Genomic DNA, 16065 nt, shown 5'->3' on the forward strand with positions numbered 1-16065 from the left:
AGAGTAGCTGGGTGCTTCAGCCCCAGTTTCCACACGGTCCGCACAAGCGAGCAACGGAACCGAGCCTAAAGGACTCGGCTACAGTTTACAAATATGCCGCCAGCGCTTGCGAATAACTCACTTCCAAGCGCCCGCTGGCGACTCGTGAGAGAAAACGCGCTCGGATCCCATGCGCATTGGCGTGCTCGAGCCCCTGCTTGCGGCCCTTCACAAAGAGTGCGGTGGCCAGCGCATCGGCATCCATACAGTGCGTGTGCACGACGGTTACATTGAGTAATTCGCCATCGCGTAGATCGACTTGTTGTGGATCTACAATGTGTCCGACGCTGCCGCTGGCATCGCTGCGTTGACGTTGAGAGTTTCCGGAAGTGGCCACCGCTTCGCCACACAATGCGAGCACGGTTTCGGGAACGGTCGCCCCCGTCTCCTCTTGGCTGGGCGTCTCTAACAGCAGCCACCATGGCTGGCGATCTGGCTTGCAGCCGCGGGCAAAGGCCTCCCCCCCGACTTCTAATAAATAACTATTTAATCCGATCGTATGCAACACCTCGACTGCTTGATCAATGGCAAAGCCTTTGGCGATCGCACATAAGTCCAAGTGCAGGCCGCCCGGGCACAGCACCTGAGTGTCTGTTTCCACTTGAATCGTTTGCCACGAGGGTCGTCTCAGCTGACGCTGGGCCTCCCTGCGACACTCTGCGGACGAGGCGTCCACGATCTGCGGACCGAAGCCGAGGCTATTCACCAGCGGGGCCACAGTCGGATCAAAGGCGCCATCGGTTTGGGCCGCGTAGGCGAGTGAACGGCGCAGGACCCGCCCGGTCCAAGCATCCACGCTCACGCGCTCACCCGCTGATGCCGCATTCAAACGCGCAAGATCCGATGCGGGCTCCCAAGGGCTCATCGTTTGAATCACTCGCTGAAAGACTGCTTCCACCCGCCGCTGTAATTCCGTGGGCGAGGTATGCGCCACCTCTGGCACGCGCAGTTGCCACACCGTGCCCATCGTATTCCCCCCGAGCACCCAAACTCCGGCATCCGCCGCGGGCCATGCCAGCGCGTCCGGATCGAGCTCGGGGGGAATGAGCACAGTGCGCTCCGATTTAGCAGATGAAGTCATCGGCGATTCTGCAGCGCACTGTCGCGATTACTCAGGCAAGACTTCAAAAGTCATCGTTAGCCCATAGCGCAAGGACAAGGGAGCGCCTTCGAGCGTGCCCGCATCCTGACTGCTGCTAGTGTCCAACCAGTAACGCCCTGGTTGAGCAAAACTGATTTCGATTTGCCCCTCGGCATCCGTCACCAAGGTTTGTAGGCCGGGCTCATCGCGGTAGCGATCATCGCCACGCACGACTTCGACTTCCAGACCTTCCGCAGGCTCGCCATTGAGCAAGAATCCAAAGGTGACGGTCTCATTGGCAAAGAGATCGTTCGGGTGGGTCACTGGCACAAATTCAATGCCTTCGCCAGTGCTAGCGAAAACATCGACGGTGGGGTTGTTCACCGTGACCGCAGTTTCCAAGCGACTGAGGCTCTTCATCACAGCGACACCTTCTTTCGCAAACACACCGGCTTCTTTCAGCTCGGCCAAATCGCCGCGCATACGCTTGCCTTCGCCGTCTTCTGTCCAGCGTGCAAAGTAGCCCTCGCGCTGGTTCAAGACTCGGTAAGTGCCTTCTTTGCTTACATGGAAATCAAAAGTGCCACGGATGTGCCCCTTCATGGCATTTTCAATCGTGCCGAATTCGCCATCGGGCTCGATGATCTGAATCGACTCCGGCGAGAGTGCCACATGGTTAGGGAAGAAGAGATCATTTGACACCGCCGCATCCACGGTGACCCAATGGTCCGTGCCCGAGAGCACATGAGAAGAAGGCAGCAACCATAGGCGGTGCGCACTGGCAGTGGAAGCAGCCAGCGCCAGGCCGAGGAAACAACTGAGAGCGTTTTGATATCGTTTATTCATAATAACTAACTTTCTGGATTGGTTTGTAGTTTAAAAGTGACAGTGCCGAGTTCACGCGATCCTTGGGCACTGAGCTCAGGCAAGTTTTGGCCATCCCACTCAAAGGGGATGCGGATCATTTCGCGGCCGCCCACTTCACGTGAGGCCTCCACCACGAAGGCGTAATTGCCTGCGGGCAGATTAAAGAAGCCGCTCTCGCCTTGCCGATAGACGATGCGGTGGATGCCGGGGGGACGTGTTGGACCACTGACGCCATCAATCGGCATATCCTGTGAGCGACCGCTTTTACGCCACCATTGACGCAGGTCCTTGAGCCAGGTTTCCCCCTCTTCATTGCTCATTTTTACATCATAGAGCACTGACAAATTCTCCACCGCCTTACGGCCGGAATCTTCGATCCAGACCGCCACATAGGGCCGATGGTATTCCGCCACCGACAGACGGGGAATCTCGATCGTGGTTTCAAGTTGCAGGGCTGCCGTCGATTGCAAACAACCCGTGGAAAGTAGCGCCGCTTTGAGCGCGCTCTGTGTTTTGGTTTTCATAATGATTTAGTGCACAAAAAAGATGATGAGAATGAAGGGGAGCAGAAATCCCGAGATAATCAACGGCCAGGTGCTCGGGCGTCGTTTGGCATGCACCAGTAAGAGGAAGAAGCCTGTCATACAAAAAATGATCGTCGCCACGGAAAATACATCGAGAAAAACGAACCAGGCAAAACCGGTATTTCGCCCCTTATGCAGGTCATTTAAATAAGCAATCATCCCACGCGTGCTGCGCTCATACATCACCTCCCCACTCTCGCGGTCGATCAGCAACCAAGCATCCCCGCCGGGGCGCGGCAGACTCACATAAATCTCATACTCCGACCATTCACTGGACTGATGGGCCACCGACAGGTCAAACTCCTCCTCAATCCAACGCACCACGCTGTAGGGCAAACTATCTGTGGCGGCCGCTAAGTCTGCCTGCAATTCATCAGGCAGCTGCGCATCCTGCGCATACACCTCCGGCTCCGAGCCGATGCTGCCGGCATGATTGAGTGTAATGCCGGTAAAGGCAAAGAGCAGCATGCCCACCAGTGCGATCGCACTACTGACCCAATGCCAAAGATACAGCTGTTTAGTCAACTGTGCTTTCCAACGACGTTTCTTAGCTTTCATATACTTAATTCTTCTTTGGCGACGCATGTAAGCGCGACGGCTGCAAGACAAGCCAGAAAGCCAATACACACAGCAGCCCCGCCCGTCCCAAAGCCACTGCCAACGGCGCACCGCGACCTCCAAAACAACCACAATGGATGTCCAGGCCCCGTGCCGCACTCAACAACAAGATCACAACAAATAATGAGCAGAGCCCCCAAACCGCCGGCCTGACAGTTTCCGGCCAAAAGTTTGCAATCAATGCCAGCCCCAAGATTCCCTCCAAGTAAGGCACGAATAAAGTAATCAAACGCAGCCCTCGGTCTGGGATGGGCAGTTCATACGCAAGCAGCGCCGCATGAAATCCGGACAGATCCTGCAGCTTCGCCACCGCGGACCAAGCAAAGACGGCACCAAGCAGTATGCGGAGGATGCGCACGCTCCAGCGGTGCCCTGTGCCCCCATGCATCATTGCTCTAGCGCGCCCCCAGCCGCTGGTAATGTTTGAAAGACCGGAAAGTCATTTCTTGGGAAAAATATCCGCTGCTCACTGAACCAGTCCGTCGCCAGCCCAGCCAACAGTGCCAGCGCACAGAGCATAAGCAAACGTGCAGGCCGCAGTTGCATCAGCCGTGTCCGAAAGCGGCGCAGACAAGTCATTGCGCGCCCTCCGTCTTTAAGGCGGCATCCAGCACATGCCGGAAATAGGCCAAGTCACCCACCCCGTCGATGCGTGCTTCCAAGAAAGTCCCGTCGGGCTGGCGCTTGCGCAAAATAAAAGTTGGCAAAGTCTTCAGGCCCAATTGCTGCCCCTCAGCTAGGTCGGCTGCGAGCTCGGCTTGCAGTGCAGCGGAATCCAAGGCCGCCTCGAGAGCGGGAAAGTCCACTGAATCACGACTCCGCAGCAAACTATCCAAACGATAGGCCGGCTTGCGGCCATTTTCCACTAGAATTTCCTCCACAGCCGCATATTGCCCGCTGCGCAAGCCGGCGCGCGCGTAAGCGGTGAAACGGCTCTCGTCCTTTTCGGGATCTTCCGGCAAATCCAGCATCACCCAGCGCAACTTGCCAGTATCGATGTACTCCGCCTTGAGAGTGGGAAAAATGCTCTTCTGAAATTGACGACAATGCTGACAACGAAAACTTCGCGCCTCGATCACGACCACCGGTGCATTCGTTTCGCCGAAAGAAGGCCGCTCGCGTAAGGCAAACGGGGCGCCCAACAATGGGTCCACTGTATCTGCAACAGTCGAGAGAGGCAACATCAGCGCAGCCGCGGCAAAGGCTATCATAAGCGTGAACAATTTCATGTGCGTCAGTTTAGGAGTGAGTTGAAGGTTTAATGCAAAGAAGCCCCCGCGAGTCGTTGCGACCCGCGGGAGCTGTCTGATTGGACGTATGGATATAGATTTAGAAAGTATAAGTCGCGGAGAGCCAGAGGCGGCGCGGTTCTTCGTTATTGCTATAGACGTTCGAGTAGCTGGTGCTGCCACCGTCATCGTAGGCCTGATAGTCGACAAAGTCCTTATCCAACAAATTGTTGATGGTCGCGTTCAATGTCACATTCTCAGAGAGCTGATACACACCGCCGAGATGGAAGAGTACATAGGCTTTATAGTCGCCCAGAGCATCTTTCGCAGCACCCTCGCTGCGGAAACGTTCTCCACGGTATTCACCGCTCAACCAGAGCGAGAGCTTATCGGTGGTATTCCAGCGCAAGCGGGCATTCACCATATGCTCGGGTGTGTCGTAGAGTGGGTCTCCCTTGGAATCACCACTCTGCTGCTCACTATCGGTGTAAGTGTAATTGGCGGTCAAGGTCCAGTCTTCAGCAAACTGAATCGTAGTGGAAAGCTCCAAACCTTGTGACATCGCTTCATCGACATTCACAGTCTGTCTGAATTCGTCCACATTGGGCCAATTGCCGTAATCTACGCAACCGGGGCGATTCGGATCCCCCGCCCAGCTACAATTCAGCAAGCCGGGGCCATTGGCGATTTTGTCATCAAACTGATTGTGGAAGACTGTCGCACTCACGCGCACCCAATCGAGGTTGTCATAAACCACGCCCACTTCATGTGTGACACTGGTTTCCGGCGTCAAAGTCGGCGTACCGATCAGGGGAATCGTGCCCTGTCCACTATAGCCAGTAATACCGTCCGCAAGTTGATCGAGACGTGGCGCCTTGTAGCCATAGCTGATGCCCCCCTTCACCGTCCACTGATCGGTGACAGACCACACAGCATAGGCACGTGGACTGACTTGTGAGCCGAAAACATTGTGATCATCATAGCGCGCGCCAAAGGTCAGAGCCAAATCCGGCAGAATGTGCCACTCATCTTCAAGGAACAAAGCCCATTGCGTGTGTTCGTAAGGCGCATCCGCGACCCCGTCGATCATCTCGGCATCCCACCATTGACCACCCAGTGTCGCACGATGCGATCCTAGGTTATAAACGGCCTTGGTATCAAAGACGATATTAGTATTCTCCAACTCACGTGGACCACCGACATTAGCCGTGCCCGCAGGCAGGACGCGACCGATGGTTTCTGTCGCATTGTGCATCAAGCTGGAGTCCAGCTGACCTTGATCATAGCGCCAAGTGTGCGCCAACGTATATTGCTCACGGTTGAATTGAAGCTCATCCTCGTAGCCACGAACGCCCAAAGTTCCCAATTGAGCCTCACTATTGTCGTAGCTCTGACGAGCGATGTCCGCATCGAACCATAGGTCGTGATCTTCGTTTAACATATAAGTCAAACGACCGCCCAAAGTATAAATGTCGGCTTCCACAGGACTAGGGCCACGCTTACTCACTTCTACCGGATTCCCCGCATCATCTGTATATTCCAGATCCGACTCAAAACGCTTATAATAGCTTCCGCGCAAAGTCAGGCCCAGGGTTTCTTCGATCAAAGGACCGCTGAAATAGAAGTTACTGGTGGACGTATTTCCAAAATCGCTATCGCCTTGGATGGTGCCGCCCGTAGTCAAACTGCCACCCCACTCCGAGTTGACCTTGCGAGTGATGATATTGACCACACCGCCCATCGCGTCGGAACCATAGAGTGTAGACATTGGGCCGCGGATCACCTCAATCCGTTCGATCGAGGATACCGGCGGCAGAAAGCTCGTCGAGGTCGAGCCAAAACCATTAGGCGTCACATTACCTGCGACGTTTTGACGACGCCCATCCACTAGAATCAAAGTGTAGTCGCTAGGCATGCCGCGAATACTGATCTCGCGACCACCCGTCTTTCCAGCCGAAGAACTCACGTCGACCCCCTCAACCTCAGACAAAGCTTCTGCCAACGAGTTGACTCGCTTTTCTTCCAAGTCCTGCCTGGAAACCACAGAAATACTGGCGGGAGCATGGGTGATGTCCTGCTCAAATCCAGAAGCGGAAATCACCACCTCCTCGAACTGGACAGGATCCATCGCCGGGACCTCCTCAGAGAATGCTGTGCCAGAGGCAAAGATGCCCCCCAGCGCCAACACTCTGGCTACATTTATTTTTGAATCGTTGATCTGCTTAGCTTGCATAAGACGCTATTGAGACTCAGTCTCTAAGGTTAAGTCCAGCCACATTTATATTCAAAAACCCAAAGGAATGTCCAAAATCCCCAAAGAGCGGGTAAATTCGCCTAGGCACACACACAGACCTTGCAATTGCTCACGACGCGTCACGCGCTTGCCGACCCGACGTGCATCGCCGGGCGAGTGCCCCATCATTTTCTTATAAAAGCGCCCAAAGTTAGAGGGCGTCTTAAAGCCCAACTGATACGCAATCTCCGCAATACTCAGTTCTGGACGCTGAAGCCTGATCTGTGCTTCCAAGAGCAAGCGCTTCCGAATCCACTGCATCGGAGATTGCGCCGTGCTGGCATGCACGTGCTTCTCCAGTAAATAAGTCGAAATCCCCAGCTGCTCCGCATAGAAGCGCGAGCTATGCTGCGCGTGATAATGCTGATCCAGCAACGACACAAACCGCGAGGCCACCCGCACCGCCTCCCCCTCCTGCGGTGCAGCTAAGCCATCAAAATGGCGATTATAATGCACCAACAAAAGCTTAAGCCGGGCACACATCGTTTTCTCCCGATAGGCCTCATCCGAGGCAAATTCGCGCAACAGCCAGCGACATTGCCAATTCGCCTCTTCCGCCACAGCCGCACTCAATGACACCACAGGCGAATGCAGCATCGTATTCACAAACAACAACTCTGTTAAACTGTCGCTGGAATAACCGGCACGTATGATCAATTCATAATCAAATACGACCACATAGCCACGCGCATCTGCTGAAAATTCCCAAGCGTGCACCTGCCCTTGCTGCACCAGCACCAAGGAATTCGCCGCAACAGCCCACTCCCCCGTCTCACTAAAAAAGTGAGCACTGCCCTGATGCAAATAAAGTAACTCCATCACCTGATGCCGATGCGGTTGCCGCGTCGACTCCGGGATCGAGTGCCCCTCAAACTCCCAGATCTTGCAATACGACAAATCGTCGTGACCAAGGATCGGAACCTGCCCCGCCTCAACCGCCTCTTGATACTGTAGATTCGTAAATGCCATATCCTCAAATAAGATTGAGTCTCACTAGCGACAAGTAAACTCTAAAAAAAAAGCGGCCACCCGAATCGGGTGGCCGCTGAATTTTAAAGCCTTCGCTTTAGATCAGTTCAGATCGAGCTTAGAGAGCCTCTGGACCAGTCTCGTCGGTGCGGATACGTGTCGCGCTTTCGACGGGAATGATGAAGACCTTACCATCGCCGATCTTGCCAGTTTTTGCGGCTTTGACGATCGCTTCGGTCGTCTTTTCCGCGTCGGCATCGTCAACAACGATTTCGATCATTACCTTGGGCAAGAAATCAACTGTGTATTCACTGCCACGGTAGATTTCGGTGTGGCCTTTCTGGCGACCGAAACCTTTGACTTCCGTGACGGTCATACCTTCGATGCCGATGTCTGCGAGAGCTTCTTTGACCTCTTCAAGTTTGAAGGGCTTGATGACTGCTTTTACCAATTTCATAGTATTATGTAATCTGTGGTTATTTTTGTTAATTGGCTAGGCGAAACTTAGCGTGAGCTGTTTGCGAAGTCAGGATAGGCTTCTTGACCATGCTCACCGATGTCAAGACCTTCGGCCTCTTCTTCAGGTGATACACGGACACCGATAGTGACCTTCAGGAGACCGAAGACGATCATCGAGAAGATGAAGGCGAATGCGCCAACGGAGAGTGTGCCGATCAATTGGATTCCGAAACCGGCAGCGTCACTGAAGAGAGCCACTGCAAGTGTGCCGAAGATACCACATACACCGTGAACGGAGATGGCACCGACAGGATCGTCGATCTTGATCTTGTCGAAGAAGATGATCGAGAAGACAACCAGGATACCAGCGATGAGACCTGTGATGATGGCCCAGAATGGCATGATGGAGTCCGCACCCGCTGTGATACCAACAAGGCCAGCTAGGATACCATTGAGACCCATGGAAAGGTCAGGCTTCTTGAGGAATACCCATGAAGTGAAGATCGCGCCGAGGCCACCACCAGCTGCTGCAAGCGCAGTTGTGCAGAATACAAGCGATACCAAGTAAGGGTCGGCATTGAGAACCGAACCACCGTTGAATCCGAACCAACCGAGGAAGAGAAGGAAAACACCGATCGTAGCGAGCGGCATGCTGTGACCAAGGATCGGCTTGATGCGACCGTCGACATATTTACCAGCACGTGGCCCGAGGATCAGTGCACAAGCGAGAGCGGCGAAGCCACCGAAACCGTGAACGAGGGAGGAACCTGCAAAGTCGTAGAAACCACGAGCAGACAACCAACCTCCACCCCACTGCCATGAGCCAGTGATGGGGTAAGCGAAAGTCACAAGCAGTGTTGCGAAGATCATGAAAGAAGAAAGCTTAACGCGCTCAGCAACTGCACCCGAAACGATAGTCGCCGCGGTTGCAGCGAACATAGCTTGGAAGATGAAGTCAGTATACCAAGTGTAGTCTGCATACTCGGAAGTCATTAGATCAACCGAAGCAGTGACGTCGAACCATGAACCCATGGCAAACACACCCGCGGAGCCTTCTGCGAACCCAGGATACATCGCATTGAAGCCCCAGAGTGCATAAGAAATAAGCCCCATGCTGATGATGAAGACATTCTTAAAGAGAATGTTGACGGTGTTCTTGGATTGGCCGAGTCCCGACTCAACCGTAGCGAAGCCAAGGTGCATGATAAACACCAGAGCGGCAGAGATCAGCAGCCAAAGGTTACTGATCGTAAAGAAGGCGGCACCGGGAGTTTCCATGAAGGCCGCATAGGCCTCGTCAAATGGAATCGCGTCAGCGACAGCTTCGACAGCTTCAGCTGCTTCTGCAACCGGCATGTCCTGTGCGCCGAGCGAGCCGGCCATCAGAAACGCCGAGCTGCCGAGCAACAGAGCGAGAAGGTATTTCTTAATCTTCATTATATGTATTATTTAGTCAGGTTGATTGCTTTGTTCAGGAATTGAAATCGAGATACCCTCAATGGGGGGCATCCCGAGTAGATCGCGGAAACGCGAACAATACACATTTAGCACTCAGCATGCCAAGTTGGCATAACCCCCTATTAATTCATAATAAAACTACAAATTCTCACCTATTTGCAACACATACAACTAACGATCAGACACTTACAAGGATTGATAAATATTCTCTAAAAAATAAAAAAGGACGCATAAAATGCGTCCTTTTTAAAAATAAATGAGCTAAATAACGATCATCCGGGAGGCCAAGCCATTTGACGGCCACCCAGTACGTGTAAATGTAAATGTGGCACAGTCTCTCCACCGTCCTTACCATTATTAATGACGACACGATAGCCACCCTCCAGCTTCAACTTTTGAGCTACGGAAGCCGCCGTCAGCATCAGATGACCTAAAAGCGTCTGGTGCTCCGCCTGAGCCTGTGCGATACAGGGGATCACCTGCTTGGGAACGACGAGAAAATGCGTCGGTGCCTGAGGGTCGATATCATGCAGGACGATGCACAAATCATCTTCGTGTTCAATCTTCGCAGGAATCTCGCGATCGATAATTCGTTCAAATAAGGTCTTCATTGGATTAAGGATTCTCTTTAGTGTAAATCGCCACGAACTCAGCCATCAGCTCACGCAGGGTCGCCTTGATAGTATCCACCTCGTTCACATCGGAACGCGCGGTGCGGCGCAGCTCAAAAGTCGTCGCGACCGTCTTATCTTTATTACGGTCGATGGTGACATGATCACGAATCTGGAGAATCAAATCAAACTGCCCCGTCGACACGCGATTAGAGGTATCGATCGAGAGCACAATGAGTGGCACATTGAGCTCTGGCTTATTCGCAATGAAATTACGCAATTCAATCTCACCGCGCCGCAAAGAGAGCTCCATGATGTCACTCAAGTCCAGACGTTCTGTCGCCGTAACTTCGGTCGCAAATGAACTATCGATGTTCATATAGAGAAAGTTGATTCCTCGCAGGTGAGTGGCGTTTTCAACCGCTTGCAATTGTAACTGCAAGCCAACGAGAAGGGGGAGTAAGCAGAGTAAGTAGCGCATAACACAAATAACTAAACGACACAAAGTTTGTTGTAAAGCATCAGACAATACTCTCACAACAAAGTTCCTAGAGACCGCCCGAGCGACTATAGCACCACAACTTGCAAGCGCGAACCACGCGTGGCCCAGGCGCAGACCAATTCATTGATCCAATCGCGCACGCGTTGATATTGAGCCTCTCGCTGCCTCGTCCAGTATTTACCAGCTGGGCACACCGCCTCACGCAAGCCAGTAACGAGCAGCAAACATTCGCGGCGACCTGCTAACTTCTTCATTTCAACCACGATCGCCTGCCGTATCCACAGCGGGCTAAAATCCTCCAAACGCGGCACATGCCAATGAGCAAAAGCAAAATCGGCCCGGTGCCCGGAGACCCCGAAATGAAGTTTCGCTAATTTATCAACATAATCTCCCAGCGGCACACGTTCGAGATCCTCAGGGTGCTCCTTATAGGCAAACTCTAGGGCACGACGCGCATGCTCCGCCCGCTCAGGGTCGGACACACGCCCGAGCAATTCGTTGAGCGTCCGAAGCTGCTCGACTGCAATCAGCTTGGCTTTAGGCATTATCTGTCGAAGCTTTCAGCTCATTGATTTCCTGCGCCAACTCGGCCAAATCCCGAAAATCTTTATAAACGGACGCATAACGGACGTAAGCGATTTGATCCAAATGCTTCAAACGCAGCATAATCTGCTCACCGATGGCGTGGGCCGGGATTTCATGATCAAATTCTTTCTCCAAAGACGCCAACACATCCGCAATCAACATCTCGATCTGCATCACATCAATGGGCCGCTTTTCAACTGCCTTCTTGAGTCCACCCAGTACCTTAACGCGGTCAAAGTCCTCGCGGCGCCCATCACGCTTGACCACCTGCAAATCGGCACGCAGCACCTCTTCAATCGTCGTAAAACGATACCCACATGCCAGACATTCACGACGTCGACGAATCGAAGTCTCGTTTTTACCGGTTCGAGTATCGAGCACTTTAGTCTCAATAGAGGCGCATTTTGGGCAACGCATGATTAGCAATATGAATTCAACAATCAGCAGAGAGAAGGTCTACTAACAATAATTTGCAGCAGACTACTATATATAGCCCACTACATTTGCAATCCCTATATTTAGTAGCCAGGCTACAGCTTAAGAAAGTTCTCGAGCATCTTCATCCCCTGCTCCGTGGCCAGCGACTCGGGGTGAAACTGGACCCCCCAGATGGGAAGATCTTTGTGAGCCAAGCCCATGATTTCGCCCGCCTCTGTTTCAGCCGTCACCTCCAAGCAATCGGGCAAGCTTTCACGCTCGACCAGCAACGAATGGTAACGGGTGGCCACCATCGGATTGGGCAACCCCTGGAAAATATCCGTATCGCGGTGCGTGACGGGACTGGTCTTACCATGCATCAAGCGCTCCGCGCGCACCACCTTGCCACCGAAGTGCTGGCCGATACTCTGATGCCCCAGGCAAACCCCGAGCAAAGGCTTCTTGCCCGCAAATGCCTCAATCATCGCCAAGCTGACGCCTGCCTCGTTGGGCGAACAGGGACCGGGCGAGATCATGACACGGTCGGGATTCAGCGCGAGCGCCTCCTCCACCGTGATCGCATTGTTGCGAAAAACCTGCTGCTCCTCACCCAGCTGGCCAAAATATTGCACCAGATTATAGGTAAAAGAGTCAAAATTATCGATTACGAGAAGCATGCCGAAAATCAGAAGCGTGTTCGCCCCGAACTGCAAGCTCACAAGCAAATTGAAATCGAAGCAATTTCGCAGCTACTTGGTCATTTCCGCACGAGCGTTTTCATAGGCACTCAGCGCGCACTGCGAGCAGGCGGTGCGAACGTCGGCGAAGAAGTCGTTGCCCTTGTCATCGACGAGAATGTAGGCCGGAAAGTCCTCCACTTCGATCTTCCAAATGGCTTCCATGCCGAGTTCTGGATATTCCAACACTTCGACATTCTTAATATTGTGCTCCGCCAGCAAGGCAGCGGGCCCACCGATGGAGCCGAGGTAGAAACCGCCAAACTCTTTACACGCATCCGTGACCTGCTGCGAGCGATTGCCCTTGGCCAGCATGATCATGGAGCCGCCCTCCTTTTGGAAGGGATACACGTAGCTATCCATCCGACCTGCGGTCGTAGGACCGAAAGAGCCGGAAGGCTTGCCAGCGGGCGTCTTGGCGGGCCCCGCATAATAAACGGGGTGGTTCTTCAAATACTCGGGCATGCCCTCGCCCTTATCCAAGCGCTCCTGAATCTTGGCGTGCGCGATGTCGCGGCCCACGATGATGGTGCCACTCAGCGAGAGCGGCGTGGCGACCGGATACTTGGTGAGCTCCGCTAAAATGTCTTTCATCGGACGATTCAGGTCGATGGCGACCGGGTCTTTGGGCTTCGCGATCTCGCCGTCGGCAGGAATGAAACGACCGGGATTTTCTTCCAATTGCTCCAGCCACAGGCCATCTTTATCGATGCGCGCCTTGGCATTTCGGTCGGCCGAGCAAGAAACGCCCAAGGCAACCGGACAGGAAGCACCGTGGCGTGGCAGACGAATCACTCGCACGTCCAGGGCAAAGTATTTACCACCAAACTGTGCGCCGTAGCCCATCTTGCGAGTGTATTCCAGCAGCTTGGCTTCGAGTTCTGTATCGCGGAAGGCTTGGCCGTATTCGTTGCCCTCAGTGGGCAGTTCATCGTAATACTTGGTCGACGCCAGCTTTACCGTCTTCAGGCAGGTCTCAGCCGAAGTGCCTCCAATCACAAATGCGATGTGATACGGCGGGCAGGCAGAGGTGCCCAAGGTGCCCATTTTCTCAATGCAGAATTTTTCCAAATTGGCAGGATTGAGCAGCGCCTTGGTTTCCTGATAGAAAAAGGTCTTGTTGGCGGAGCCTCCACCCTTGGCGACAAAAAGAAAGTCGTAACTGTCGCCATCCGTTGCCAGCAGGTCGATCTGAGCCGGCAAATTACAGCCCGTATTCTTTTCCTCATACATGGAAAGCGGCGCCATCTGCGAATAGCGCAGGTTCTCCTGGGTGTAGGTATTATAGACGCCCTGCGAAAGCGCTGCTTCGTCACCGCCGCCGGTCCAAACGCGCTGGCCCTTCTTCCCCAAAATGATGGCGGTACCGGTATCCTGACAGAAAGGTAGCACGCCGTGCGCAGACACCTCGGCGTTACGCAACATGGTGAGCGCGATGGTGCGGTCGTTTTCTGTGGCTTCTGGGTCATCGAGAATGGCCGCCACCTTCTCCAAGTGCTCCGTGCGCAACTTGAAGGAGATATCCTTCATCGCAGCTTCTGCGATGTAAGTCAGCGCCTTGGGATCGACCTTCAGCATTGATTCCCCAGCGAAATCGACCGTTTCGACAAACTCGTTGGTCAGTAGACGATACTGCGTCTTATCTTTTCCAAGTGGAAATTGCTTTTGGTAATGAAACTCAGGTGCGGGCTTAGCCATAGTTATACTTTCTAATTTAGTTCAACTTTAGAATTAGTAGCGCTACTCAAAAAGAATTGCAAGACCGTAGCGATTCAAATTTTTCAAGCCCGCGGGGCCACAGCAGCCCGCACAAAGCGGGCGTGACAGTCACGCCCCTACAACTTAAGACTCGAGACCGCTCTCGAGCAATGCGGGCACTTGTTGCAGCAATTGATCGCGTGCAATTTCGGCCTCGGTGCCAGCAGTCAAGTCGCGCACTTTAACGACGCCGCGCTCCAACTCTTCGCTGCCGTAAATGAGCGCGAAGCGGGCACCGGATTGGTTGGCGGCCTTGAATTGCTTGCCGAAACCTTGATTCTTGAGCGGATACTCAACCTGGTAACCCAGTGCTCGCAACTGGCCGGCGTCGGCCAGCGCGGCATCACGCTCGTCCTCGCCTCCGATGATCGCGATAAACTCAGGACGCTGCATATACTCAGGCATCAACGATTTGCTTTCGAGCAGGTCCACCAATGTGACATCGCCCATCCCAAAACCGACCGCCGGCATATCGGGCCCGCCTAGTTTCTTAACCAGCGCGTCATAGCGCCCGCCCCCGGCCAAGGCACGCCCGGCGCCACTGGCCTCAAAGGCTTCAAAAACAAAGCCTGTATAGTATGCGAGCCCACGCACGATCCCGAGATCGATTTGAATAAAATCACCTGCGCCGGCTGCCTTGAGATTACGCAGTAGCTGCGCCCAGTCTTCCATGCGCGCCTTAGCTTGAGCTGCGAGATCCCCTTCGAGTGGTAAATTTTCAATATACGCACGCAAACGGTCGAAGTCGCGAATCGCGATCGCCTCCTCGATGCGGCCCAGGAAGGCTTCCGCTTGCTCACCGAGCACGGGTGCCAGCTTCTCAATGGTCTTGCTGCGATCGGTGCGCTCAAGCTTGTCGATAATTCCCAACACGGTGGCACTGCCCGCCTCGTCGAGCCCCTCGGCTGCCAACATCAACAGCCATAGGTCACGGTCACTGAGGCGCACTTTAAAGTCACCCGCACTGAGACCAAAGGCTTGCAACGCCTGACAGAGCAGCGCGATCAGTTCGGCGTCGGCGGTCGGGCCTTGCTCGCCGAAAATGTCGACATTGAACTGATAAAAAGCACGTAAGCGCCCCTTCTGCGGCCGTTCGTAGCGATAGTGTTCACCAATATTGAACCACTTAACGGGACGCTTCAGGCTATTAGCCTTAGCACCGATCAAGCGCGCCAACGAAGGCGTCATCTCCGGGCGCAGAGCCACCGCACGGCCGCCGCGATCTTCAAAATTAAACAGTTGGCTGACGATTTCTTCGCCCGATTTTTCGATATACAGCTCCAGTGGCTCCAGCACCGGGGCATCGTATTCCAAAAAGTTAAAGGCACGCGCGACCTGACGCCAGCGACCAAAAACATGATTCCGACGCGCACAGGCCTCCGGATAAAATTCCCGGAATCCGGGTAGCGTTTCAAACTGCATAATGAATCTCCCTTAGAAAGATGCTAAACGACTGGACCTCACGATCCGTCCAAAGATTTGAATTATTAAAAAAATCAAATCTTCCGAGTCGCAGATAAGCTCTAATTACAGAGCATCCACGTCCAAGTCCTGAAGCTGAGCCTTCAACTCCTTGCCAGCCTTGAACTTGATCACGGCACGCTTAGGAATGACGACGTCAGTCTCCGGCTTATTCGGGTTGCGACCGATGCGAGATTTGCGAATCTGCACTTCGAATACACCGAAGTTGCGCAGCTCAACATTACGTCCCTCGCTCAGCGCTCTGGCGATCGCGTCGAGAGTCAGTTGCACAGTTTCTCGCACTTCTTTTTGCGGAAAATCAGTTTTATCGTAGATATCTAGAACGATATCGCGTTTTGTAAGGTTATTGGACATCCTGGGTATGCTAGGTGGCTTG

18 protein-coding genes are annotated in these 16065 nt (G+C 53.6%); all 18 read right to left on the minus strand.

Annotated elements, in window-relative coordinates:
• Positions 1–85 precede the first annotated feature (85 nt).
• The 18 genes from QEH52_RS13800 to QEH52_RS13885 all read right to left on the minus strand — a co-directional run bounded on the left by QEH52_RS13800 (position 86) and on the right by QEH52_RS13885 (position 16043).
• Positions 86–1120 carry an FAD:protein FMN transferase gene (locus QEH52_RS13800; protein WP_308951216.1) on the minus strand — a complete coding sequence of 345 codons (1035 nt, stop codon included), beginning with the start codon at positions 1118–1120 and terminating at the stop codon, positions 86–88.
• Between the two features lie 27 nt (positions 1121–1147).
• On the minus strand, positions 1148–1966 hold the full coding sequence (locus QEH52_RS13805; RefSeq protein ID WP_308951217.1) for a DUF4198 domain-containing protein: 819 nt from the start codon (positions 1964–1966) through the stop codon (positions 1148–1150).
• Between the two features lie 5 nt (positions 1967–1971).
• Positions 1972–2511, minus strand: coding sequence for a DUF2271 domain-containing protein (locus tag QEH52_RS13810; protein WP_308951218.1), 540 nt, complete (start codon positions 2509–2511; stop codon positions 1972–1974).
• Between the two features lie 6 nt (positions 2512–2517).
• Positions 2518–3129, minus strand: coding sequence for a PepSY-associated TM helix domain-containing protein (locus tag QEH52_RS13815; protein WP_308951219.1), 612 nt, complete (start codon positions 3127–3129; stop codon positions 2518–2520).
• A 4-nt stretch (positions 3130–3133) separates the two neighbouring features.
• On the minus strand, positions 3134–3580 hold the full coding sequence (locus tag QEH52_RS13820) for a MauE/DoxX family redox-associated membrane protein (RefSeq protein WP_308951220.1): 447 nt from the start codon (positions 3578–3580) through the stop codon (positions 3134–3136).
• Positions 3581–3764: 184 nt separating this feature from the next.
• Positions 3765–4400, minus strand: coding sequence for a thioredoxin domain-containing protein (locus QEH52_RS13825; protein ID WP_308951221.1), 636 nt, complete (start codon positions 4398–4400; stop codon positions 3765–3767).
• A 118-nt stretch (positions 4401–4518) separates the two neighbouring features.
• Positions 4519–6651, minus strand: a complete 2133-nt coding sequence (locus tag QEH52_RS13830) for a TonB-dependent receptor domain-containing protein (RefSeq protein ID WP_308951222.1) — start codon at positions 6649–6651, stop codon at positions 4519–4521.
• 51 nt (positions 6652–6702) lie between these two features.
• Positions 6703–7680 (minus strand): helix-turn-helix domain-containing protein, encoded by a 978-nt coding sequence (locus tag QEH52_RS13835; RefSeq protein WP_308951223.1) that lies wholly within the window; start codon positions 7678–7680, stop codon positions 6703–6705.
• A gap of 118 nt (positions 7681–7798) precedes the next feature.
• Positions 7799–8137: a P-II family nitrogen regulator gene (locus tag QEH52_RS13840; RefSeq protein ID WP_308951224.1), complete on the minus strand. Its 339-nt coding sequence runs from the start codon at positions 8135–8137 to the stop codon at positions 7799–7801.
• A 47-nt stretch (positions 8138–8184) separates the two neighbouring features.
• On the minus strand, positions 8185–9576 hold the full coding sequence (locus QEH52_RS13845; protein ID WP_308951225.1) for an ammonium transporter: 1392 nt from the start codon (positions 9574–9576) through the stop codon (positions 8185–8187).
• A 293-nt stretch (positions 9577–9869) separates the two neighbouring features.
• Complete coding sequence (locus QEH52_RS13850) at positions 9870–10208, minus strand: histidine triad nucleotide-binding protein (RefSeq protein WP_308951226.1); 339 nt, start codon at positions 10206–10208, stop codon at positions 9870–9872.
• A 4-nt stretch (positions 10209–10212) separates the two neighbouring features.
• Positions 10213–10689 (minus strand): hypothetical protein, encoded by a 477-nt coding sequence (locus tag QEH52_RS13855; protein WP_308951227.1) that lies wholly within the window; start codon positions 10687–10689, stop codon positions 10213–10215.
• A gap of 86 nt (positions 10690–10775) precedes the next feature.
• Positions 10776–11255, minus strand: a complete 480-nt coding sequence (locus QEH52_RS13860; protein ID WP_308951228.1) for a hypothetical protein — start codon at positions 11253–11255, stop codon at positions 10776–10778.
• Positions 11248–11712 (minus strand): transcriptional regulator NrdR, encoded by a 465-nt coding sequence (nrdR, locus tag QEH52_RS13865; RefSeq protein WP_308951229.1) that lies wholly within the window; start codon positions 11710–11712, stop codon positions 11248–11250. The genes QEH52_RS13860 and nrdR overlap by 8 nt, the downstream gene beginning before the upstream one ends.
• A gap of 113 nt (positions 11713–11825) precedes the next feature.
• Entirely contained in the window at positions 11826–12389 is a 564-nt protein-coding gene (locus QEH52_RS13870) for an anthranilate synthase component II (RefSeq protein ID WP_308951230.1), read from the minus strand.
• 72 nt (positions 12390–12461) lie between these two features.
• Complete coding sequence (locus tag QEH52_RS13875; RefSeq protein ID WP_308951231.1) at positions 12462–14147, minus strand: fumarate hydratase; 1686 nt, start codon at positions 14145–14147, stop codon at positions 12462–12464.
• A 144-nt stretch (positions 14148–14291) separates the two neighbouring features.
• Positions 14292–15629 carry a histidine--tRNA ligase gene (gene hisS / locus QEH52_RS13880; RefSeq protein ID WP_308951232.1) on the minus strand — a complete coding sequence of 446 codons (1338 nt, stop codon included), beginning with the start codon at positions 15627–15629 and terminating at the stop codon, positions 14292–14294.
• 105 nt (positions 15630–15734) lie between these two features.
• Positions 15735–16043: an HU family DNA-binding protein gene (locus QEH52_RS13885; protein ID WP_308951233.1), complete on the minus strand. Its 309-nt coding sequence runs from the start codon at positions 16041–16043 to the stop codon at positions 15735–15737.
• Positions 16044–16065 lie beyond the last annotated feature (22 nt).

Source organism: Thalassobacterium maritimum, assembly GCF_031127805.1.
In the GTDB taxonomy this organism is placed as follows: Bacteria; Verrucomicrobiota; Verrucomicrobiia; order Opitutales; family Coraliomargaritaceae; genus Thalassobacterium; species Thalassobacterium maritimum.